This is a genomic window from Paenibacillus sp. 05T425 (genome assembly GCF_056396205.1).
The window spans coordinates 23,547-42,814 of the sequence record NZ_JBFTLA010000014.1 but is presented as its reverse complement, the minus strand read 5'-3'; the positions used below and the strand labels follow the sequence as shown (position 1 = coordinate 42,814).

Genomic DNA, 19,268 nt, shown 5'->3' with positions numbered 1-19,268 from the left:
CGCTAGAGGAGGCTCTGTTTGGACAACTATGCGTTTAAGACTTTTTCTGGGCTCTTTCCTGCAAGTCCCGAATGATTCCCGGATATTCCTTGTCCAGCTTGTAATACAGAAGCAATACAAACTGAAGCGCAAACAACAAGAGCGGGATGTAGATGTACAGCGCTTTAATCGATGATAATGCTGCTGCAGACTGGGCGGTCTGACCGCCGACGTATCCACCGAGCGCAAGTGCCCATCCGAGGACGCCAGCTCCAAGTCCCGATCCCACCTTAGTGCCAAAGCTGCCAGCACTATAGACGAGCCCCTCGGTGCGTACACCGGACTTCCATTCCCCATATTCGATCGTATCTGCAAGCATGGCAAACCCGGATGCTGCGATCGGTGCCATACCGAAACCTTTTATAACGGAGCCTGCAATGACGATCGTTAGGCTCTCCGGATTGATCATCATAATGAACGATCCAACTATACCAATAACGATTCCGATCAGCATGGCATTGCGTTTCCCTAGATTCTTAACCACCGGCGCTAGTACAACCATACCAAGCAGCAAGGGTAAAAACGAAGTCATAGTCAATGTGCCTACCAGATCCTTATTACCGAGCACATATTCGGCATAATAGATGTTCGCCCCGCTCGTGCCTTGAATGATGAACATCAGTGTCATGACAACAACCATGATCGCCCAATACTTATTGCGGAACAGCGCCTTTACTCCGACCTTCACCGGAACGTCAATCGGCGTCGAATGTTGAGCGACTGGCTTTACCCTCTCTTTAGTAGAGCGGAATGTGACATAGAACAGAATCGCGGCAATCACGCCGTAGATACCGAATGTCATCTGCCAGCCGCGCGGTCCATCTCCCAATGCCTCTACAATCGGCGTCGTAATGACCGATACGAGCACCGCCCCCACCATCGCCATCATCATGCGGAAAATATTTAGCAACGATCGTTGGTACTGGTCTTGCGTAATTAATGAATTCAACGCTCCATAAGGAACGTTAATTGCCGTATAGAGAATGTTTACAAGATTATAAGTGACGATAATCCAAATGATTTTGCCCGTCATTCCAAAGTCCGGCATCGTAAACAGCAGTACCCCCGATATCGAGAACGGCACGGACATCCATAAAATCCATGGTCTCGTCTTGCCATGCTTGGATTTCGTCTTATCAATAATAATGCCCATACCGATGTCAGCGAAGCCATCAAGCACCCGTGAGATCAAAATAATAGTACCGACCGTAGCCGCCGCTATGCCTGCGACGTCCGTATAGAAGTAAGTTAAAAACGTTGTCATCGCCGCAAAAACGAGATTACTCGCCAAATCTCCAACGCCATACCCAAGCTTTTCTCCAAATCCGATACGTCCTTCGATCGTCTGGCCTGAGGCTGTACGAGCCGAATCAGACGTTTCGATTACTGTATTCATATCCCTTCCCCCTCCTGAATTGTTGCCGTTCCTTTTTTTCATTCCAGTTATTAATATTGATCTTAGCTCGAAAGCGCTTTTCATTCATTCCAAAGAACTCGTTCGCCTGTTCCGTTTTCTATTTTGTTATCGCTTACAATTTGTTCAGGACAAAGGATAAATATTAAAAAAGGGAACAGCTAGTTAGACCGAGACTTTTCAGGCAAGATGCAAAAAAGAACCATCTCCCTTTATAATTGAGAGATKGTTCTTTTGATTTTCTCGACAGCCAGACGCCACCTCTACAGGCGGCATCACATGATCACTTCTTCGCCTTGTAAAACTCATGATACAGCTTCATGAGTGCCCGTTTCTCAATGCGCGACACATAGCTGCGGCTTATTCCCAGCTCCTTCGCGATCTTCCGCTGCGTCCGCTCGTCGCCGCTAAGCTCCAAGTGTTCAATTAAATTTTCCAATGAAGTCTGATGACGTCTTAAAATATCAGCTGTTTCAGCTGTAAAGTCTCTCTGATGTGCTTTGCACTCCCTAACTAACTTTATTGCTTCTTTCCCAGCTGATATTTGATGTCGTTCGGGATTTTCACTATCAATTCTGCGCGCCAAGGCATCAGGGTCAATATTTACACTTACAACAAGTCGATCGACAATAAGATTCCGAATTGTACTTAACAAACTCACCTTCACGTGTCATAAACAATGTAGGTACCGTTTGCTTTGGCGTCCAATTTGGCTCTGTCTCTAGTTAATCTTATGAACTTACTTAAATCATGGATTAATGCTCCGTTATACATTTCGGATTTGACTGCTTCGCGCTGCTCCTGTATAACGTCTTTCTGCCGTTCTTGCATAATTAAACTGACAGGCCCGGCAACTGCTTGGATAGCTTCTGCAGCCTACTCTCGATAATGGCTTGCTGTTCAAGCACATCGGACAACATCTCGTACAGCATTTCATTCGTTACCGTGAAGCCGGACTCCGCCTTCAAGCTGCTAAGCTCCTGCCGCTGAGACTGACGCTCGAACTGGCGTTCTTGAATTTGCTTTGCTTTAAGCCGCTGCGGATCGGCGGGGATGTGGAAGTGGGCTTGCTGCGGTTGCGGGTCACGCTTTTTCGCCATCGGTTATCACCACCTTCATTTGACTGTTACGTTCAAATCCCACCGTTCGCAGCACAAACTCTCCTGGCTCTTCGCTGCTGACCGTAATTGTTCCAACGCCCTCCGTCAGCTTAACCGCTTGCGTCATTCCGTTCATTTCAAGCTGCACTTCCTCGTTAAAAGCAGATTGTATCTGACCTTGCTCATCGGATAAGGTTACGGTTATTGTCATCGTATCCGCTCCGTCATTCGTAATGGTTTGCTTATCAGATGACAGCATAGCGGCAAAGCCAGCCCCATATTTATTCTCCAGCATTTGCCAGCCGCTGCCGTGTTTGTATTCCAAATATTGATTGTAGTACGAACGGAATTCGATCCCATTGACAGAGTCTGCGTTCATTCTCGTTCCAGCAACTCTTGCTGGCAATGCACAATTAAAATAGGCATAACCGTCCTCGCCCCTCTGGGCAATAATAAGCCGATTAGGGTTATCATATTGTTTCACAGATAGAGGATACTCTCCCACGGCTAGATTAGCAGTTACGTTATTCCAAGCGGATGGGATAGCAGTTGGAATATCTACATACAAATACCCCCATGACGGGAGGTGATAGCCTCCGCCATATATGGTAAACTTCATACCTGCAGCTGCGTTTACAACTGCGATCGTATTATTAATATAGATATAACCGTTTCCGTCATCCGTAATATCTCCTTGCGGTATAACCATCATCCCTTGRAGCCGGGCATTAAGCCCCCAAGGCCGGGTATCGTTTAATGCTTCTTGTTCGATCGCACCGTAATAGCTGCTATATACGGCTATAGCGGATACGGAGGTTATATCGCCCTCGCTCCGTTCGGTGATCACTAGACGAATATAAGCAGCGCTTGCAGCTCCAATAAAAGGTAAGTAGGTAAACGGCGTATACCCGCCGCCCGGGTGGGTATACACCCGTGTCCATGTCCCGTTATTCAAACTGGCTTCAATATAAAAACCGCGAGGAGCTTGAGCTGCATCCGCTCCGTTAGCCGTTCCAAATGACATTCCTTCGATTCCATGATAGGTTTTACCAAGATTAATAGTTAAAAATTGCGGAAGCTGAACCATGCGGTTTATGCTCCACTGGTTCTCTCCGTCGGCAGCATAATGCACCGTAGGACTGCCGGTAAGATTGCCTCCGGTCACGCTAACCGGTTTGAATTTCGCAATATTGGAGCCTAGTCCGCCTCCCCGCAGATGTCTGCGATCAACACTGTTGTTCGCCAGCTTGTTAGCTGTAACGGCATTGTCCGCAACTTTCACGCTCGTAATCGCATTTTCGGCTACTTTATCCGCCGTAATCGCGCCATTGGTCAGCTTGCTGCTTGTGATTGAAGCCGGAGCAAGCTTATTCTCCGTTACTGCGCCATCGACAATATGCCCGGCATTAACTGAAGCCGGGGCAATTCTGCTGCCTGTAACGGAAGCTTCAGCAAGCTTATCCGCGGATACAGCACCGAGTCCCAAATTGCTATTCATAACCGCGAATGCAGCAAGCTTGTCGCTCGTTACAGATGCCGCTGCAAGCTTTTCCGATATAACTGCTCCGCTTGCTATTTTGGCAGCTATTACAGCTCCAGTTGCTAAGCCCCCACTCCCTATTGGCGGCGCATCACCCGGTTCTCCGCTATGCCGATGTCCGCTTGACGGGTGAAACAGCGCATCAATCACTTTGATATTTTCATTCTGCGCAGCGCGACTGACTGTATCGTTAGCCTCAAAGGTGTGCAGATTTGTCGGCAATTTGTTAGGCATCATACTCTTCCCTTTCAATTGGTTTCCAAACCTCAAGCTGCTCCCATGTCATATTCAAACCCTCCAGCTCTGCCCAGGATAGACCTGCCAAGTCCAGCTCCTCCCAGACCAAATAAGTGAACCGGAAGCTGATCTGCAAATGCGCCGGTACAACTTCGCGCAACGCATGCTCGACATCATCCAAATTCGGCGGCAGACCTCGCGTGCCGATAAACGTAATAATAACCTCATATTTAGAGAAGTTTTCCTCCAGTTGAATAACGCCGTTCTCGAAGGAGTCAACCACCTCTTTAATCGTGGCCAGCGTAATCGTACCCGCACCGCGAAGCTTCGTCAGTATAACCGAACGCCGCTGTTCGAATGGCTTGTCATTGTCCGTCGGAATGCCGCAAAGCTCTTCCCATTTCGATAATCCCCATGTTGCAGTTCCGACAAAGAACTGCCTCAACACGTCTTGCATGCGGGTATGAAGAATTTGCAATTCCTCTGCTTCACGGCTGGTCAAATTATCAACAAGCGCTGACTCGGAATAGTAATTAGGCAAATAATCCAACATGTCAGCCAAAATATTACGAGACAACGAAATTCACCGCCCCAGCTATAGCAACCTCATCTGCCTCCAGCGATAAATTGCCGTTAACCCCATTAATACGCAAATCGCTAAAGTCCGATATCTCTTTGATATCAAGCAGCAAGCCGAATATCCGGTTATAAGGAACAATATCATGACGGAAAGCAAGCTCCGCTAAATACTCCGTGAGTTGAAGCTGAAACAAGGCGGAAATTTTGTCCATTTCAGCTCCCGGGGCTAGCTTAAGCGCAGCCGAAACCCGAAGAGGAACTTCCTTAGCCGGCCAGACCGTTACAGAAGCACCAACCGGACGCCGCGCATCAACAGCATCGGAGACACGTTTAATAATGTCGCCATCAGGAGCTTTCTTATCTTTCGAAAGTATCGTTAGCTTCACTGTGCCATTGCCGGCCCAAACGGGAAATACTTTCACATCGCCAACGCCAGCTACCTCTAGCGCCCACTGGCGGTAATGCCATTCGTTGCCGCTTGTGGCTGGACGCCGTACCCGGTCGTAATACCGGTTAAGCAGCGATTCGTCGCTTTCGGTATCCGTCCCGTTATCGAACGGTTCCGGGTTCGTAACCGTCACAACTCCCGACAACGAGCCAAGCATCAGCTTAATCCGCCCGGCAGCAATATTCCCGGCTGCTCCCCCATTGGCCGCATAAGCTTTCACAGCCGCTTTGCCTTGCTGAATAATTCCCGGCTCAGCCGTTATGAACGTAATCGGGGTTTCCTCATCGGTTGAAACCGCTGTGCCTACGGGGATCGACACATTCTCATTGCCGTTGAATACGACAATCCCTGCCGCCTTTACGCTTTCCAGCCGGAATACGCCAACCTCAGCAGCTCTCATATCCAAAAAAACGGAAGGCTGCTGAGAACCGGCAAAACCAAACCGCAGCACATTATCCAGCTGAATATAGGCTTGCGCCAGTTCAATAGCTACTGGCGACAACAGGTCAAAGGTAACCGACCCCTGTCGTCTGTCCAGACTGTCCGGCGAGGCTGCCAGCATCCGATCCAGAATGTCTTTCTTCGTTTCTTGCTCGAACATGTTAAATGCTCACCTCCTGCTCCATTACGCCCTCGGATGTTGTGACTGCAAACGATGCGAACAGCTTATCGCCGACTCGTTCAATCTGGAATTGCCCGACGGATCGAATTCGGTCATCAGCCAGCAACGCTTCCGATATAACACGTTTGATTTCGCTCTTCAGCAGCTGCTGGGATATGTCCTGCCCAAGCAGGTCATTCAGCTCACATCCGTATTGGCCGTTGTAAATCATATAGCGATAACGAGCCGTTTCGATTGACTTGCGAATCGACTGACGCAGTGCATCCACCCCGTCGATCAACCGTTCCTCCACTTCGCCTGTATCGAAATTAAGAAGATAAGTGCGGGACGGACTAGCTTTCGGAGCAACGGCTTCATACCGTTCCTCCCGACTCTGCAGCGGAGATAATGCCATTAATACATCACCGCCCGATCCAAAATAATGTAGGTTTGGCCCTGATTGATACCTGTAACGATAACTCGTTCACCCTTCTTCAGTTCGTCGAGAAATTCCAGTTCCGCTGTCTCGACCTTGAACTCGGCGGTATCAAGACCGAAGGAATTAAAATCAAACGTTGTTACAGATGCATTAGCAAGAACCATATTGTAGTTCATACTTACACTAGTCGATGAAATCTTACCCTTATCCTTGCTCGTCAGCGTCACACTGCGTATATGCTTCGTCAGCGATTTCGCAACAATCAAATCATCCTTCTCCAGCTCGATACTCATATGATCCACTTTAATCTTCAGCTCCGGAGCGTCGGCAGTCACCGTCGCCAGCTCGAACGTAATATCAGTATTATGACCGATAGCGCGGATCAACTGAACGAGCTGGCTTGCTCCCGAGCCTTCAATGCGCTCCATGCTATTGCGCCCCCTTCTGTTCCTTGTATTCCATCTTCGGCAGATCGTCGGTTGCCGATAGCGTCAGCGACATCGTGTGGCTGCTCTTCTCATAGCGGTGCTCGTCGGCAGATACATAATAGCCGCCGACAATTCCCGTCAGCTCTTCCTTCACATAAATGCAGGAGCCGGCGATTACATCCGGGATGCCTAAGCACTCGATTCTCGCTTCGTCCTTGATCATCGCCAAATCCTTCAACAGCTGCTTGGCACGCTGCTCCATTTGCGATTTCGTCATATTCTGTCCCGGCTTCTCCAAATGCTGCATCACACCATACAGCTTAATAACCTCGCCGTCCTTGGCAACAGCCGAAAGCTCCTTTTTCTTCTCGTCGCCGCCTGCTATCTTCACTTGCGTGCGCGTCTCTTCAATCGACTGACTGTAGCTCGCCGTCAACAAATTGACGCCATTCTCCAGCACCCACTTCTTTTTCTGCTGCTTGCGGGCCAGTAATTGCAGCTTTCCTTCCTTTGAAGAAAGAAAAAACCGCTCGCCATTCTGTTTCTCTGATTCCGTCAGCGCTGTCACCATCATTTCAAATAGCGTTTTGTCGCGAAAAACCAGCTTCGGAATAACGAACTTCGTGTCGTGCACCTCACCAAGCGGTATAGAAAATTCATTACACAGCTTCTTGATAATCGCAGCGGCCGTTTGCCCGCGAAAAATTTTTGTATCCTTGTTTTTGGTCAAATAAATGTTCTCGTCGTACGCCGTCAACGTCATTTGACCGCCGGAGTCCATGGAATCGGCGAATAGCACACCGCGAAATAGCTCCTTCTTCCCATCCTCAACCAGCCGCAGCTCGGCGCCTTTCTGGAATGCAATCAACGGCTTGCGCAGATCGCTAGTATTGGAGACCTGCACCGTCAGCTTACGGGCTGCCTGCATAACATCGCCGCTCCAGCTCACGGACTTCACGATATGATCCAGATGCGCCTCTTGCTTGGCGTCCTTATAGATCACGCTCCAGCTCATGCCGGGATCACCAGCTTTTGACCGGGAATAAGCCGGTTCGGATCTTTGCCGATTGCGGCTTGATTCGCTGTGTAAACCTCGCGCCATCTGTCGCCGTTGCCTAAAGTGCGTTGAGCGATTTTCCATAATGTATCGCCCGGAACGACAATATACGAGGCTGGCGGCGTTCGCAGCTCAGGACGCTTCTCCTCCGCGATCACCATCGCTTTGCCGGAGCCTGATGTCTCCACCTCGCGAAACTCCACGGACTTATACGCCTTCAGCTCCAGCTCATAATACACATCGCCGGGATTGCCGGCGCGCTCGCTGTACTGGAAGGAGCGGATGGTTGTCAGCCCTTTAATCGCGGTTCCGGTAATATCGAGACGAATTGGCTTGCGAGTCGCCATCCATAGCTCGATTCGCTCCACGGCTTCCCACGGGGGAGGCAGATTCTCATATTCACAATAGCCGGGGTGATAGTCTCGCGGGAAAAAAGAGCCAAAAGAATATTCCTTTAAGGAAGGCTCGCCAATAATCGTATACTCGCCAAGCTGCGTGACCTGAACATCCTCGTAGCCATAGGAGCTTTTTACCGATACCTGCTCCGGATTAACCGGCAGCTGCAGCCACTCCTTCTCATCCGCCGTTTTCAGCCAAAATTGCAGCTCCGCCATTACGCCATCAGCCCTCCCGCCGACTTAATTTCGCGGGCTAACGCTCTTGCAATCGCGTCGATATCCGATTCATGGCGGACATTAAATGTATTGCCCGTAATCGATATCGATCCGCCTCCGCTGCCCCCTTGGGAAAACTGTCTATTCTCGCTGGCGTTCATTATCCGCTCGCCTTTGTGCAGCCGGGCCATCATCCCGTCATACGGCACGTAATCCATGCCATGATATTTGCTTGTGGGAGGGCCGCCAGCGCTTGAAATCGTTGGCCCTCTATATGTCCCTTGTGTTGTCACCGTTTGACTTACATTGGCATCAAGCTGCGCCTTCTTGTCGTCGTCAAACAGACTGAACAAGCCTGACAGCTTCTCCGTTACCGTGTTGATAACGCCCATAATCGTATCAATGTGCTTCTTGACTAGATACGTCACGCCAGCGATTGCTGCGCCGATGATAGCGGCTATCAGAATAATGGGCCAGAAGGCAGCTAAGGTTGCGATCGCTGTAGCGACCATAGCCGGCCCGTATGCAATCATGAGAAAAGCTACAACTGCACCTAGAGCACCTATTGCAATTTCCGAATTTGCTGTCAGCATCTCGGCTAACCAGGCAATCGCATTGCCAACCGGAAGCAACAGCTCACCAATAGGCGCTAGAGCCGTTGTTATTCGATTCTGCAGCATCGTCCACTTATCGCCAAACGTCTGCACGCTGGCAGCTTGCTGGCTAATTGCGCCGTTCGACTGAGCCATCGCTCCCATCACACCGCTGAAATCAATGGAGTTACCCCMAAGCGCCTTTACCATATCGGCGCTTACTCGTTCGCCAAAGTACATCGAAGCAATGGATAGGGCATCCGTTTCGGTTTTAGCCGATCTAATCTTGGCGGCAATCGAAGCAAAGCCCTCGCCGTAAAAGTCCTTCTTCATCGCTTCCTGCAGCGGGTTCAAGCCTTCATTCTGCCATTTCGACATCAGCTCCATCGACTGTTCGAAGCTGAGTCCCATTTGCTTCATTGGCGTTCCTAGCAGCCCCATGCTTTTCATCAAATCGCCCATGTTCGAGCCGCTCGCCCGGCTCGCGGCAAAAAACTTATCCATCCATTCCGTACTGGCCTCCGGCTTAATATCCCAAGCGGCCATCACCTTCGCAACGGAATCCGCCGCTTGAGCGCTGTTCGAGCCGCTTAACCGGGAAGCATCAAGTACCGTTTTGGTCATCACGCGCAATTTATCGCCAGTAAGCTGCGCATTGCCTCGCAAATTCCCCATCACGGCTGCGATCTCATTCAAGGATTGCGGTGTTGTTCCCCCGAGCTCGCGCAGCTGCTTGATCATCGCTCCCATTTCCGCTGGCGGAGCCATCGAAGCGGCGCGCAGTGTTTCCACCGCTGTGCTGAACGTTTTGGCCGCTTCCAGTGATTGATCCTTCAGCGAGCCAAACACGTTTCCGGCAGCGCCAATCATCGATATCGTCCGATCCTTCTCTTCATCGGACATCTGATGATACGGCATAATGCCGGCCTTATCCCGAGATGTTTGCAGCTTTGTAAGCCTGTTGGAAGCGTAAGAGGCAACGGCTGCCGTTTTCAGCTTTGCTCCCATCCATTTCTGGCTTAGTCTGGCGCTAATATCGCCTGATGCCATCTGCTGGGCAGCGCTTGCGATTCCTCCAACCGGATCGCGCTTCACGCGAACATGCTTGCGTTCATCAATCAAATGCTTTTGTGCTGCTTTCTCTAGCGGATTGTAATTTTTGCTTAGCAGCTCACTTCCCGTCGATTTACTGGCGGAAAGCGCCCCCAACTGCTTCGTTATGCTAGTGAAACCACCGGATATTTGGCTTTTCTTCATGACCTTATGCAAATCTTTAAGACCGCTAGTTAAACTAGCCAAATACTTAAGCTCTGATTTGCTCATATTTTTCTGATTCCCGCCTATCGAGAGAGAACTCATACCTGCTCACCTCCGTTCCAAGCCGCAACTTTACGACTTCATCCTGCGGGCAGCCCGCTGCTCCTCTTTGCGCGCCTTCTCTTCCTCCTCCAGCTGCAGCATCATCGAAGCGTACATGAAACGCTTCACATTCTCATCCTTGTTGAACATCGCGTCTGGAGGAATATGATGGCGCTGAAAAATAAGATGCAGCAGAAAAGCCTCGCCGCCCGCTTTGATCAGTTTTTTATTTCATCCTCATCGTTGTTGAAGCCGCTGATCTCAAGTATTTCCGCAGACAGCTTGGCGATTTCGCCGGCCAGCAGAACGCCAAGAATCGCTTCTGTTGGTGTGCCGTATTTATCAGTCAGCTCTCTTGCCGACCAATCTGGAATCAAGCATGCTTTCTGAATAACTAACGCACCGAACTGCTCCTCGTCGAGCACCTTCTCCCGCTTCTGGCCTTTCCCGATATAATGCGTGCATTGCTCCTGAATGCGGTTAATCGTTTTCCCGTCAAGCGCCTGAATTTGAAATTCCACATCAAGACGCTTCATCGGTACATCCTTCTTCGGCTTGCTGTCCGCTCCAAGCAACGCCTGCAATACTACACCTTGTCTATTGTCTGTAGTAATCATTAATAGTCAGCTCCTTCTACTTAATTGATTTATATACTGCGCCGGAATGGCAGCTCCACTCCGGCGCCAGCAATAGGCATAACGTCTATTCCGCCGTCAATTTATCCATCAGCTCGTAGCCAGTGAAATTAAATGGCAGCTCCTCTTCCACAATCGATCCGACCTCAAAATGCATCAGCGGCACCTTGTCGAAGGTTACTCCCTTCAGACGAACGCGGTATGCGCCATACGATTCCGGATCTTCCAGCTTCAGAATCAACTCTGTCGTAAACGTGCCTTTGCTGTCATCGGCAATTTGCCCGATGAGCTCGACGAATTCGGACGTCACCTTATAGCCGGTAATCGTTCCCGAGCCGCTGAGTCCGGTCACCTTATGCGCCGTCCAGCGCGTTCCGGCACGCTTGATTTCTTCCTTCGTAATTTCCACATTCGCTTCCGCCGATTTCACATTTGTCAGCCATCTGCCGTCGTAATAGACGTAGCCGTAAGTACCGTTAATGACGCGAGTTGAATCCAGCACAACAAATCCCTCCTAAATTTAGTTAAAATCGAATCTCCGTTAAACTCTAATCGTTAACAGAATCCGCTCCATGCTGTCGATCTCGGTGAAGCCAATCAGCAAGTACACGGTATCGCCTTCGGACTTCCGTTCCGGATCAAGCGTAACCGCAATGTCAGTCAGCACATTGTTCAGCTCAAGCCGCTCAAGATAAGCCTTCACTGCTGCGATCAGCGCCGCTTGACCGTCTGCATTATTGTCCAGCTTGCCGATATAGGACTCGGCAGCCGCTTTCGGAATATCGGTCGCAATCGCTTGACGGGCGCGGATGGCGCGGATTTTGCGGCCGCTGGTAGCCAGCCCTTGCTCTACCTTTACCTTCTCGCCGTCATGCACAAGCACAAGCGAGCCTTGCTGAAGCGAGCGGTTGATCTCGCTGTTCTTCAATCGTTTATTCACGTCATTCGCCCGAACCGGGCTGTAGGTAATCGACTTATTGATCGCTGTCCCCGCGATCAAGCCGGCAATATACGGCGCATAACTTGCGGAGCTGTACGTTCCTCCATTGATGACAGCACCCGTAACCAAATTCACGACATAATCGTCGGCCAGATCAACGCTGCGCTGATTGCCGGTGTCAATCGACGAATCATCCGTTAGGCTTCCGCCAAATACTGTGATGAAATGCTTGCCCTCGTCCTCGCGGTTGTCCTTGCACCAAAGCTGCGCAGCCGAACGTTCATCCGCCGACAGCAGCTCCGGATAAACAAATACGTTAAATTGTCTCGTGCTGAAAGCGTCGCGAATGCCAGCATATTCCGCAGCAGATACGGTATCGCCGGCAATCGCCGGTACGGTATACACCAGTACCTCCTTCGCTCCGCCTTGCAGCACCAGCGAGATTGGCTCGACTGCATCTGCGCCAAACAGCTGAATGGCCTCAATCTCCTTTTCAACCGTATAAAACTGTCCTGCAATCGCCGTACCCTCATACTCGAATAACGGCAATGCCACTACCCCTCTTGCGCCGCCTTTTATTTGTGCCGCCGCTGCTTCTACGAAATTGATGTACAGCCCCGGACGCACCGGCAGGCTGATTGGATCCCATGTACCGCCCATTAATTAATGCCACCCTTCAATCGAATTGTTGTACGCATTTCAACCTTCTCCATCTTCTCCAGCTGCTCGAACACAATCGGCTCGCGCGAGCGCACCGTTAGTACGGCGCTGCATGCCCGCAACCCGCTTTCGAGTTTAATCGGAGCATTCAAGCTGATCGACTCTACACGTTCATTCCATACAGGCTCGCCGCTAACGGCTCTTGGGCGCTCGTTCATCACATACCTGCTGACTGCTTCCATCCATAACACTACGGTTTCCGCAGTCTCCGCATACGTGATAATCTCGAACTGCCGTTCTATTGCCGTGTAGCTTCTCGTTTCATTGCGCCGCGTTTCTTGCTTGAAGCTTACAGTAAACTCTCCGCTCGCCGGCGCTTCCGGCTCCTGATAGCGATGAACCGTTGCGGCTGGAAAAATTTCAAGTAACAGCTCCGCTAGCCTTACGATTTCCCCAGATACAAACATCCTTGCACTCACCTGCCATCCGTGTGAACCATTGTTCATTTGCTTGTTGGGCACCCATTGAACATTTGATCCCTCGCTTCTAACATTTGATCAGTTGACATTTCGGATTATAGGCTTAGCGGCAAACAGCGAAAAGGATGAACTTTCTTCACCCGGGGGGGTGAAAACAGTTCATCCTTCTCGCGCGGCATATCTATTTGTTATAATAAAACCAATCTTACTGATGATAGATTCGGAGGAATTGTATGGAGTCAATCCGTGTCATGCTGGTGGATGATGATCCGTTCTGGCGGAGCCATATAGGGATGGACCTCGCCGTCGAGCCAGACATTCAAATGGTCGGAGTTGCAGCAACCAAAGAAGAGGCTGTAGCGCTTGCCATTCAAGAATTGCCGGATGTCATCCTGATGGATATCAATCTCACCGGCAACAATCTTGACGGTCTGGATGCGGCAGAGCAAATTTTGCGTGATGAACGCACAAGGTCTGCCATCGTCATAATGCTAACCTCAATCACCGAGTCTGAAGTCATCTTGCGTTCCTTCCGGCTTGGCGCAATGAATTATATTAACAAATCCAGCTATCAGGATATATTGCTGGCCATTCGCGAGGCTACCTGCGGCCGGGCTTCCATTCATCCTGACGCTGCCCGCGCCATGCGCAATGAGGTTCAGCTTATGAAGCTGTCGTCAACGGAGCGTGAAGTTTTCGATCTCCGTCAGAATGGGCTCAGCAAGCGTGAAATTTCGGAACGGCTGCACAAGTCAACCAACACGATTAAATCGCAATTGCGCAGCATTAAGAATAAGCTAACCAATTTCAAAATGGATTAGTTCGGCAACTTGTATCAAGCTGTCTGCTCATGATTCGATTCTTTGAGTTCATTAAGCTCAGCAACTTGAATACGTTCTGACGGTTTAAATTTATGGCGTGGAAAATGCAGCCGGAATGTCGTTCCCTTCCCCAGCTCGCTGGCAGCGACCGTAAGCTTGCCTCCATGCTTAGCCATCACGCCGCGGCAATAGGATAACCCTAAACCGTAATTCAAGGCGTTTTTTTTCGTCGTGTAGAAGGGCTCGAAAATTCGGGACAAATCCTCAGGCGTAATTCCTGCGCCATTGTCGATCACGTCAATCCGCAGCTCCCGCCTCGCATACGAGGTGTGCAGTCTGATTTCTCCGCCCTCGCCCGATATGGAGTCCAGCGCATTGCGAATCAGATTCGACAGCGTTTCCTTTAGATGCACCTCATCGCCAATAAGCTTTCCATACGTTTCATACGAAGTCGTTAGTCGAACCGCTCTGCTCTCTGTTAGCGGACGAGAAGAAGCTGTTACTGCTTCAATCAGCTCTCTTATTTCCAGTGTGCTTACATCCAGTTCAATATCTTCCGCTTTTTCTTTAATACGATTCACCATATGGAGCAAATGCGAGGTTAAGCCATGAATCTGGCTAATCGTTTGCACAGCATGCTCCTGTTTGCCTGAAGCCAGAAGCTGTACGCTTTTCTCCGCCAAATAATCGACTTTCTGGATCTCATTCTTAATCGAATGGTTCAGTATCGTAACTCCCATCGTCAGCGTTCGGATAGAGTAATCAAGCCGTTCCCGTTCAATTCGCAGCTTGAGGCCGAATATGCCGTAACGGATGGAGAAAAACAGCATTGCGGCAAACAAAGCAAATATGATGACTACATTCGCCTGCCACACCCCATTGCTGCGCAGCTCGAATGTCCACCAGCCCAATTGCAAATAATCCATTCCCATGTAATCGGATACATAAGCCCAGAGCATCACGACAGGAAGAACTAATGTCCTTCTCTGGCTATTGCCGCGCGCACCCTTGCGCTCACGCACATAAGCAAGCATATAGAACACACAGCCGAAAGCGACAAACAAACCGTCCCATAACCGGAATAAATGAAGCTCGAATGTGTTCCACGGCTCGTTAATCAAATGATCGCCAAACAACACAGCCATCCCAACGAACAATAGAATGGTCCATCCCCGTTTCCATGCAAGCGATATTTTCTCATTCAGCAATAGTCCGCTCATGCAGAATACATAAGGCAATACATAGAAGTACAAGTTCATAGCGACCACAGTAGTTAAATAGAGCAATCGGCTTAACAGCTCAGGCAGCCAAGCAGCATCTACGAAATAAGGCATTATGGTCAAATGCATGCTGAACGTGTAGCTGGCCATCCCTCCTACAAGAAAGGTTTGCGCGATCCAAAAGTTCGAGGTCGTGCGACGGAATAAGAAAAATATCCCCAGCGACCACATGGAGAGAAACATCAAGATATACAGAAACTTCACTATTCTGACCCCTTTAAGCTTGGATTACCTGCTCCCTCTTATCTATTCCCTGAGCCCAACCGTTATTCCTTTACTTTGGAACGTCTTATTCCTCAGAAAGAAGGTGACAACGGCATGCGTTCGCCCAACGGCAATCCGTTCATAATATGCAGCGGCTACATCCGGGAAGGAGCGGGCAGCCCGATGACGGACAGCGCATCGTCTAGCGTTTCCTTAAACTTCATGGTCAGCCAGAGGCGCAGCTGCTGCGGTCCGTCTTCGGCCTTCAGAATCGGACACGCCGCATAAAAATTGTTGAACAGCGTCGCCAGTTCATGCACATAGTGGCAAATTATGCTTGACGCATTTTAATCCCCCGTATTATATGTATTCCTTCAATCAACAACAAAAATTGCATGTAATGCGGCTTTCATAATAGTATGATAATCCCTGAAAAAGAATTTCTTGATCGAGAGTATTCCAGTGTGTCGTTTGCACAAGTGTCGGTTATCTATATTCTGTACATACTCCCCTACTTGGCCAGCACTCAAGCTTACTCTCGAGAGKATTCGGTGTACCGTTCGGGTTATACTCCTTCTCAAGTCTTTTAACTTCTTTGTAGGCTTTTTTAACATCCTCCCAGGCTTGACGTTCCTCTTTAGTTTTTCTTTCACATGCAACTCCTAAACTTAAAAGAACGCAACAAAACACAAGTAAAAAAATACGAATCATATGAATACCCACGGCGAATTCATGAACCCAATAATGCCCATAATTAGAAAAGTTAAACCCCTCATTTGAACGTCACATTTGATTAAATGCTTGGCTGATCAAATGATCTCGATATTCCAGATCCATAGCTGCAACGATTCTTTTATTAGGCTTACTCATTTTGGGCTTGATTTTCGTTTCGTTTTTTAGCACATTGAAGGCTATTCGTTTTACAATCGCTAGATTATGGGCTGCTGCCTTGTCGAGGGTTTTATTGTGGTCGTCTCCAAATGTAACATCCAGGCTCCAATGCATGCTTTCGATACCCCAATGTTTCCTTGCTGCCCGAGCAAAGTCGGCCACGTTGTCTACGCTTCCGTTGAAACAAGCCGTTTCTGTCGTTGTTTGAGTAAGGTTCGCAATCATCGTGGCCTCGCGTTTCACCATGCCAATCCCCATCAATTTGGCCCAGTCGGCTTTTGCATCGATGATCCCTTCCAAATCTGTTGTATACCAATAGGTGCGTCTCTCCAGGCGCCCATGCCCTTTTTCAAGGGTACTATGCATGTGGATCGCCTCTCCTTCGACGTCACTTAATGTCCCGGCTTGTTCCGCCAGAGCGAAATAGTGTTGGACCTCTTGCCCATTCTACATTCCGAAGCAGTATGAGAAGAAGGAACTAATATTTGTTTGATCCTCTCAATATGTTCCTTCATGAATTTGCCTTGATATCCTTGTCCTTACAATCATAACATTTGCAAAATACAGCGGGCAGCGACATAAGATGCTTCCAAAACATCCCTCTCATGAGGTAAGCTAAGCGATAACAGCATTCTCGGAGGGATAAGGATGAGTAACGGAAGATATCAAGGGACATTTTTTGAATATTTTAAACTTGCCAATTGAAGTGATCATCTTTCGACATTTTGTAAAATTAATACAGGTTATCTAACACTTAAAATTACCAAAAGCCACGCATAAGGGCATGAGCCCGGTACAGTACCGAACACATGCCCTAAAGGTCGCGTAATATAAATATTTTTTAACTTTTCGGGGCCACTTCATTGTTGGTAGTCTATTTTACCCACAAACTCACCGCTTCGCCTTATAAAACTCATGATAAAGCTTCATCAACGCCCGCTTCTCAATACGGGACACATAACTGCGGCTGATACCCAATTCCTTCGCAATCTCCCGCTGCGTCCGCTCGTCGCCGCCGTGGATGAGCCCGAAGCGGCCAATGACAACCTCTTTTTCCCGGTCATCCAATATATCGAGGTTTTTGTATATTTTTGATTTCTCGATCTTCAGCTGCACTTTATCCGCCACATCGTCGGCTTCCGTGCCGAGGATGTCGATGAGCGTAATTTCGTTGCCTTCCTTGTCCGTACCGATCGGGTCATGGAGTGACACGTCCTTGCGCGTCTTTTTAAGTGACCTTAAGTGCATAAGTATTTCGTTCTCGATACAGCGTGCCGCGAACGTCGCCAGCTTCGTGCCTTTGCCGGTCTGGAAGCTCTCGATCGCCTTGATGAGACCAATCGTGCCGATCGAGATCAGGTCCTCGAGATCCTCGCCCGTGTTATCGAATTTTTTTACTATGTGGGCTACAAGTCGCAGGTTGTGCTCGATAAGCAAGTTACGCGACCTTGCATTTCCTTCAGCCATCAGTTGCAAATGCTTTGTTTCTTCTTCCTCTTGAAGCGGTTGAGGAAAAGCGTTATTTTTCACATAAGACACAAGCAGCGACAACTGCTTAATGAACAACGCAATAGCAGCGAACAAACCCATAATACGTACACCCCCATGCTGTATTGGCAAGGTCGAGGCTGCTGCCTCCCCTAGCAAGAACGTCAGTTGTACATTGTATGTGGGTAACCGCCTAGAAGTGCATGTACGGGTAAAGTTAAACCTTAATGGGGGAGAACCTCAACATACCATACGATCATGCAACCTAATACGGTGAGTAATCGTTATTTAAACAAAGAGTCAACACGACGGGGGCGAGCTCAATGAAGGTTCTGATTTCGATTATAGTACTTGTTCTACTAATCGGCTGCTCTGGGGGCAACGAATTGCCATTTGAACGTTCTGCTATCACCGATTATATCGAAGAAAAAGGGTACACAATTATTTCCTACGAGGGACCCTCGTCAAGCTATGAGCTGACCAAGGAGAAGCTGACCCAGCTCCCCTACATGATGTATTGGGGACTTCAGTCCGTTGATCCCGCCGATTATATCGGCAAAACCATTAACTCCGAGAAGTTTATCGTAACGAAGCACCCGCTCGCTAATGGCAAAGTGGACGTTTACGTCTATGAGGTCGATGGCAAGCCTTTCGGCGGAACATCGTACCCACATGGCGATACGGCGGATGGCGGCTACTGGTCGCTCGAAGGGAAGACGTTGGAGGAGCTGCAGCCGAAGTCCTTTCAGGAGTGGCGTGAATCTTGGGTAGTCAAATATACGGATAACTAACACTCTCCGCACCAAAAGGACCACTGTATAGCCAAGGGGCGTCCCTCGCTTTACAGTGGTCCTGTTATTATCTAGTTAATTACGCAAGCTTTTCAAAGCACCGCTCCACGATATGACCTGATCCAACATGGCGTTTACGTTTTTCCCATGCACATCGGCTGGTTTGAACGCCCTGTTCCGGTCGAAATCTGTATAAAGGGAAAAGGTCGGATTGTTGCGGACATCGGCTACGCACACCTCGCCCAATATTCCCCGCAAATGCTCTGCGGCGCGAGCCCCGCCGGCCGAACCGTAGCTAACGATACCGGCTGCCTTGTCGTTCCATTCCTTGCGAGCAGAGTCGAGCGCGTTCTTCAGTGCGCCGGTAATGCTATGATTATACTCCTGAACGATAAAGACATAGCCGTCGAGCCGATCAATTGTTTGCTGCCACGCCTTCAAACCCGGCTCCTCCCCGTTTCCTTCCCCATAAAAAGGTAACTGGTATTCGCGGATATCGACGATTTCGTATTCCGCATCGCTTCGTTTGCCCGCTACCTCTTTCACCCATTCGCCTACTTGCGGACTAACCCGTCCTTGCCTTGTGCTGCCTAATATAATGCCGATTTTCAACAATTTGTCCTTATTCATT

General features: G+C 49.3%; 21 protein-coding genes and 1 pseudogene. 2 read left to right on the top strand and 20 right to left on the bottom strand.

The window, feature by feature from the left end; all coding sequences use genetic code 11:
* Positions 1 to 34: 34 nt before the first annotated feature.
* The 15 genes and pseudogenes from AC1DF0_RS26160 to AC1DF0_RS26090 all read right to left on the bottom strand — a co-directional run bounded on the left by AC1DF0_RS26160 (position 35) and on the right by AC1DF0_RS26090 (position 13,150).
* On the bottom strand, positions 35 to 1,435 hold the full coding sequence (locus tag AC1DF0_RS26160; RefSeq protein WP_477576175.1) for an MFS transporter: 1,401 nt from the start codon (positions 1,433 to 1,435) through the stop codon (positions 35 to 37).
* 301 nt (positions 1,436 to 1,736) lie between these two features.
* Positions 1,737 to 1,871 (bottom strand): annotated as a pseudogene (locus AC1DF0_RS26155) (sigma factor-like helix-turn-helix DNA-binding protein); the annotation flags it as partial.
* 415 nt (positions 1,872 to 2,286) lie between these two features.
* The gene (locus AC1DF0_RS26150) at positions 2,287 to 2,553 is read right to left on the bottom strand and encodes a hypothetical protein (RefSeq protein ID WP_477576173.1); all 267 of its coding nucleotides are present in this window, start codon (positions 2,551 to 2,553) and stop codon (positions 2,287 to 2,289) included.
* Entirely contained in the window at positions 2,537 to 4,330 is a 1,794-nt protein-coding gene (locus AC1DF0_RS26145) for a discoidin domain-containing protein (protein WP_477576171.1), read from the bottom strand. The genes AC1DF0_RS26150 and AC1DF0_RS26145 overlap by 17 nt, the downstream gene beginning before the upstream one ends.
* The gene (locus tag AC1DF0_RS26140; protein WP_477576169.1) at positions 4,320 to 4,907 is read right to left on the bottom strand and encodes a putative phage tail protein; all 588 of its coding nucleotides are present in this window, start codon (positions 4,905 to 4,907) and stop codon (positions 4,320 to 4,322) included. Before AC1DF0_RS26140 ends, AC1DF0_RS26145 begins: the two co-directional genes overlap by 11 nt.
* Positions 4,897 to 5,958, bottom strand: a complete 1,062-nt coding sequence (locus AC1DF0_RS26135) for a baseplate J/gp47 family protein (RefSeq protein WP_477576167.1) — start codon at positions 5,956 to 5,958, stop codon at positions 4,897 to 4,899. Before AC1DF0_RS26135 ends, AC1DF0_RS26140 begins: the two co-directional genes overlap by 11 nt.
* 1 nt (position 5,959) lies before the next feature.
* A complete protein-coding gene (locus AC1DF0_RS26130; protein ID WP_442053170.1) occupies positions 5,960 to 6,373 on the bottom strand; it encodes a DUF2634 domain-containing protein in 414 nt (137 codons plus the stop codon).
* Positions 6,373 to 6,825: a DUF2577 family protein gene (locus tag AC1DF0_RS26125; protein ID WP_477576164.1), complete on the bottom strand. Its 453-nt coding sequence runs from the start codon at positions 6,823 to 6,825 to the stop codon at positions 6,373 to 6,375. The genes AC1DF0_RS26130 and AC1DF0_RS26125 overlap by 1 nt, the downstream gene beginning before the upstream one ends.
* 1 nt (position 6,826) lies before the next feature.
* Positions 6,827 to 7,840, bottom strand: coding sequence for an XkdQ/YqbQ family protein (locus AC1DF0_RS26120; RefSeq protein ID WP_475819980.1), 1,014 nt, complete (start codon positions 7,838 to 7,840; stop codon positions 6,827 to 6,829).
* Positions 7,837 to 8,496, bottom strand: coding sequence for a LysM peptidoglycan-binding domain-containing protein (locus AC1DF0_RS26115; RefSeq protein WP_477576161.1), 660 nt, complete (start codon positions 8,494 to 8,496; stop codon positions 7,837 to 7,839). The genes AC1DF0_RS26120 and AC1DF0_RS26115 overlap by 4 nt, the downstream gene beginning before the upstream one ends.
* Positions 8,496 to 10,412: a phage tail tape measure protein gene (locus tag AC1DF0_RS26110; protein ID WP_477576159.1), complete on the bottom strand. Its 1,917-nt coding sequence runs from the start codon at positions 10,410 to 10,412 to the stop codon at positions 8,496 to 8,498. Before AC1DF0_RS26110 ends, AC1DF0_RS26115 begins: the two co-directional genes overlap by 1 nt.
* 254 nt (positions 10,413 to 10,666) lie before the next feature.
* Positions 10,667 to 11,065 carry a phage tail assembly chaperone gene (locus tag AC1DF0_RS26105; RefSeq protein ID WP_475819977.1) on the bottom strand — a complete coding sequence of 133 codons (399 nt, stop codon included), beginning with the start codon at positions 11,063 to 11,065 and terminating at the stop codon, positions 10,667 to 10,669.
* An 85-nt stretch (positions 11,066 to 11,150) separates the two neighbouring features.
* Complete coding sequence (locus AC1DF0_RS26100; RefSeq protein ID WP_337102570.1) at positions 11,151 to 11,585, bottom strand: phage tail tube protein; 435 nt, start codon at positions 11,583 to 11,585, stop codon at positions 11,151 to 11,153.
* Positions 11,586 to 11,624: 39 nt separating this feature from the next.
* The gene (locus AC1DF0_RS26095) at positions 11,625 to 12,683 is read right to left on the bottom strand and encodes a phage tail sheath subtilisin-like domain-containing protein (RefSeq protein WP_477576156.1); all 1,059 of its coding nucleotides are present in this window, start codon (positions 12,681 to 12,683) and stop codon (positions 11,625 to 11,627) included.
* Complete coding sequence (locus AC1DF0_RS26090) at positions 12,683 to 13,150, bottom strand: hypothetical protein (RefSeq protein ID WP_477576154.1); 468 nt, start codon at positions 13,148 to 13,150, stop codon at positions 12,683 to 12,685. The genes AC1DF0_RS26095 and AC1DF0_RS26090 overlap by 1 nt, the downstream gene beginning before the upstream one ends.
* A 245-nt stretch (positions 13,151 to 13,395) precedes the next feature.
* Here AC1DF0_RS26090 and AC1DF0_RS26085 point away from each other — a divergent pair, with 245 nt between their 5' ends.
* Complete coding sequence (locus AC1DF0_RS26085; RefSeq protein ID WP_442053160.1) at positions 13,396 to 13,983, top strand: response regulator; 588 nt, start codon at positions 13,396 to 13,398, stop codon at positions 13,981 to 13,983.
* Positions 13,984 to 13,997: 14 nt separating this feature from the next.
* Here AC1DF0_RS26085 and AC1DF0_RS26080 read toward each other — a convergent pair whose 3' ends face one another.
* The 4 genes from AC1DF0_RS26080 to sigK form a co-directional block, all read right to left on the bottom strand.
* Entirely contained in the window at positions 13,998 to 15,467 is a 1,470-nt protein-coding gene (locus AC1DF0_RS26080) for a sensor histidine kinase (RefSeq protein ID WP_477576151.1), read from the bottom strand.
* A 155-nt stretch (positions 15,468 to 15,622) separates the two neighbouring features.
* Positions 15,623 to 15,787 (bottom strand): DALR anticodon-binding domain-containing protein, encoded by a 165-nt coding sequence (locus tag AC1DF0_RS26075; protein WP_477576149.1) that lies wholly within the window; start codon positions 15,785 to 15,787, stop codon positions 15,623 to 15,625.
* A 463-nt stretch (positions 15,788 to 16,250) separates the two neighbouring features.
* On the bottom strand, positions 16,251 to 16,775 hold the full coding sequence (locus AC1DF0_RS26070; protein ID WP_477576287.1) for an ISAs1 family transposase: 525 nt from the start codon (positions 16,773 to 16,775) through the stop codon (positions 16,251 to 16,253).
* A gap of 474 nt (positions 16,776 to 17,249) precedes the next feature.
* Complete coding sequence (gene sigK, locus AC1DF0_RS26065; RefSeq protein WP_477576285.1) at positions 17,250 to 17,951, bottom strand: RNA polymerase sporulation sigma factor SigK; 702 nt, start codon at positions 17,949 to 17,951, stop codon at positions 17,250 to 17,252.
* 218 nt (positions 17,952 to 18,169) lie between these two features.
* Here sigK and AC1DF0_RS26060 point away from each other — a divergent pair, with 218 nt between their 5' ends.
* Positions 18,170 to 18,637, top strand: a complete 468-nt coding sequence (locus tag AC1DF0_RS26060; protein ID WP_442052747.1) for a hypothetical protein — start codon at positions 18,170 to 18,172, stop codon at positions 18,635 to 18,637.
* A gap of 75 nt (positions 18,638 to 18,712) precedes the next feature.
* Here the strand turns inward: AC1DF0_RS26060 and AC1DF0_RS26055 are convergent, their stop codons facing one another.
* Positions 18,713 to 19,267, bottom strand: a complete 555-nt coding sequence (locus tag AC1DF0_RS26055; protein WP_442052746.1) for an NADPH-dependent FMN reductase — start codon at positions 19,265 to 19,267, stop codon at positions 18,713 to 18,715.
* Position 19,268 lies beyond the last annotated feature (1 nt).

Coding starts and splice junctions, on each gene's coding strand:
- AC1DF0_RS26060 (WP_442052747.1), top strand. CDS start 18,170: ATGAAGGTTCTGATTTCGATTATAGTACTTGTTCTACTAATCGGCTGC.
- AC1DF0_RS26085 (WP_442053160.1), top strand. CDS start 13,396: ATGGAGTCAATCCGTGTCATGCTGGTGGATGATGATCCGTTCTGGCGG.
- AC1DF0_RS26090 (WP_477576154.1), bottom strand. CDS start 13,150: ATGTTTGTATCTGGGGAAATCGTAAGGCTAGCGGAGCTGTTACTTGAA.
- AC1DF0_RS26055 (WP_442052746.1), bottom strand. CDS start 19,267: ATGAATAAGGACAAATTGTTGAAAATCGGCATTATATTAGGCAGCACA.
- AC1DF0_RS26125 (WP_477576164.1), bottom strand. CDS start 6,825: ATGGAGCGCATTGAAGGCTCGGGAGCAAGCCAGCTCGTTCAGTTGATC.
- AC1DF0_RS26135 (WP_477576167.1), bottom strand. CDS start 5,958: ATGTTCGAGCAAGAAACGAAGAAAGACATTCTGGATCGGATGCTGGCA.
- AC1DF0_RS26120 (WP_475819980.1), bottom strand. CDS start 7,840: ATGAGCTGGAGCGTGATCTATAAGGACGCCAAGCAAGAGGCGCATCTG.
- AC1DF0_RS26105 (WP_475819977.1), bottom strand. CDS start 11,065: ATGATTACTACAGACAATAGACAAGGTGTAGTATTGCAGGCGTTGCTT.
- AC1DF0_RS26095 (WP_477576156.1), bottom strand. CDS start 12,683: ATGGGCGGTACATGGGATCCAATCAGCCTGCCGGTGCGTCCGGGGCTG.
- AC1DF0_RS26130 (WP_442053170.1), bottom strand. CDS start 6,373: ATGGCATTATCTCCGCTGCAGAGTCGGGAGGAACGGTATGAAGCCGTT.
- AC1DF0_RS26115 (WP_477576161.1), bottom strand. CDS start 8,496: ATGGCGGAGCTGCAATTTTGGCTGAAAACGGCGGATGAGAAGGAGTGG.
- AC1DF0_RS26160 (WP_477576175.1), bottom strand. CDS start 1,435: ATGAATACAGTAATCGAAACGTCTGATTCGGCTCGTACAGCCTCAGGC.
- AC1DF0_RS26150 (WP_477576173.1), bottom strand. CDS start 2,553: ATGGCGAAAAAGCGTGACCCGCAACCGCAGCAAGCCCACTTCCACATC.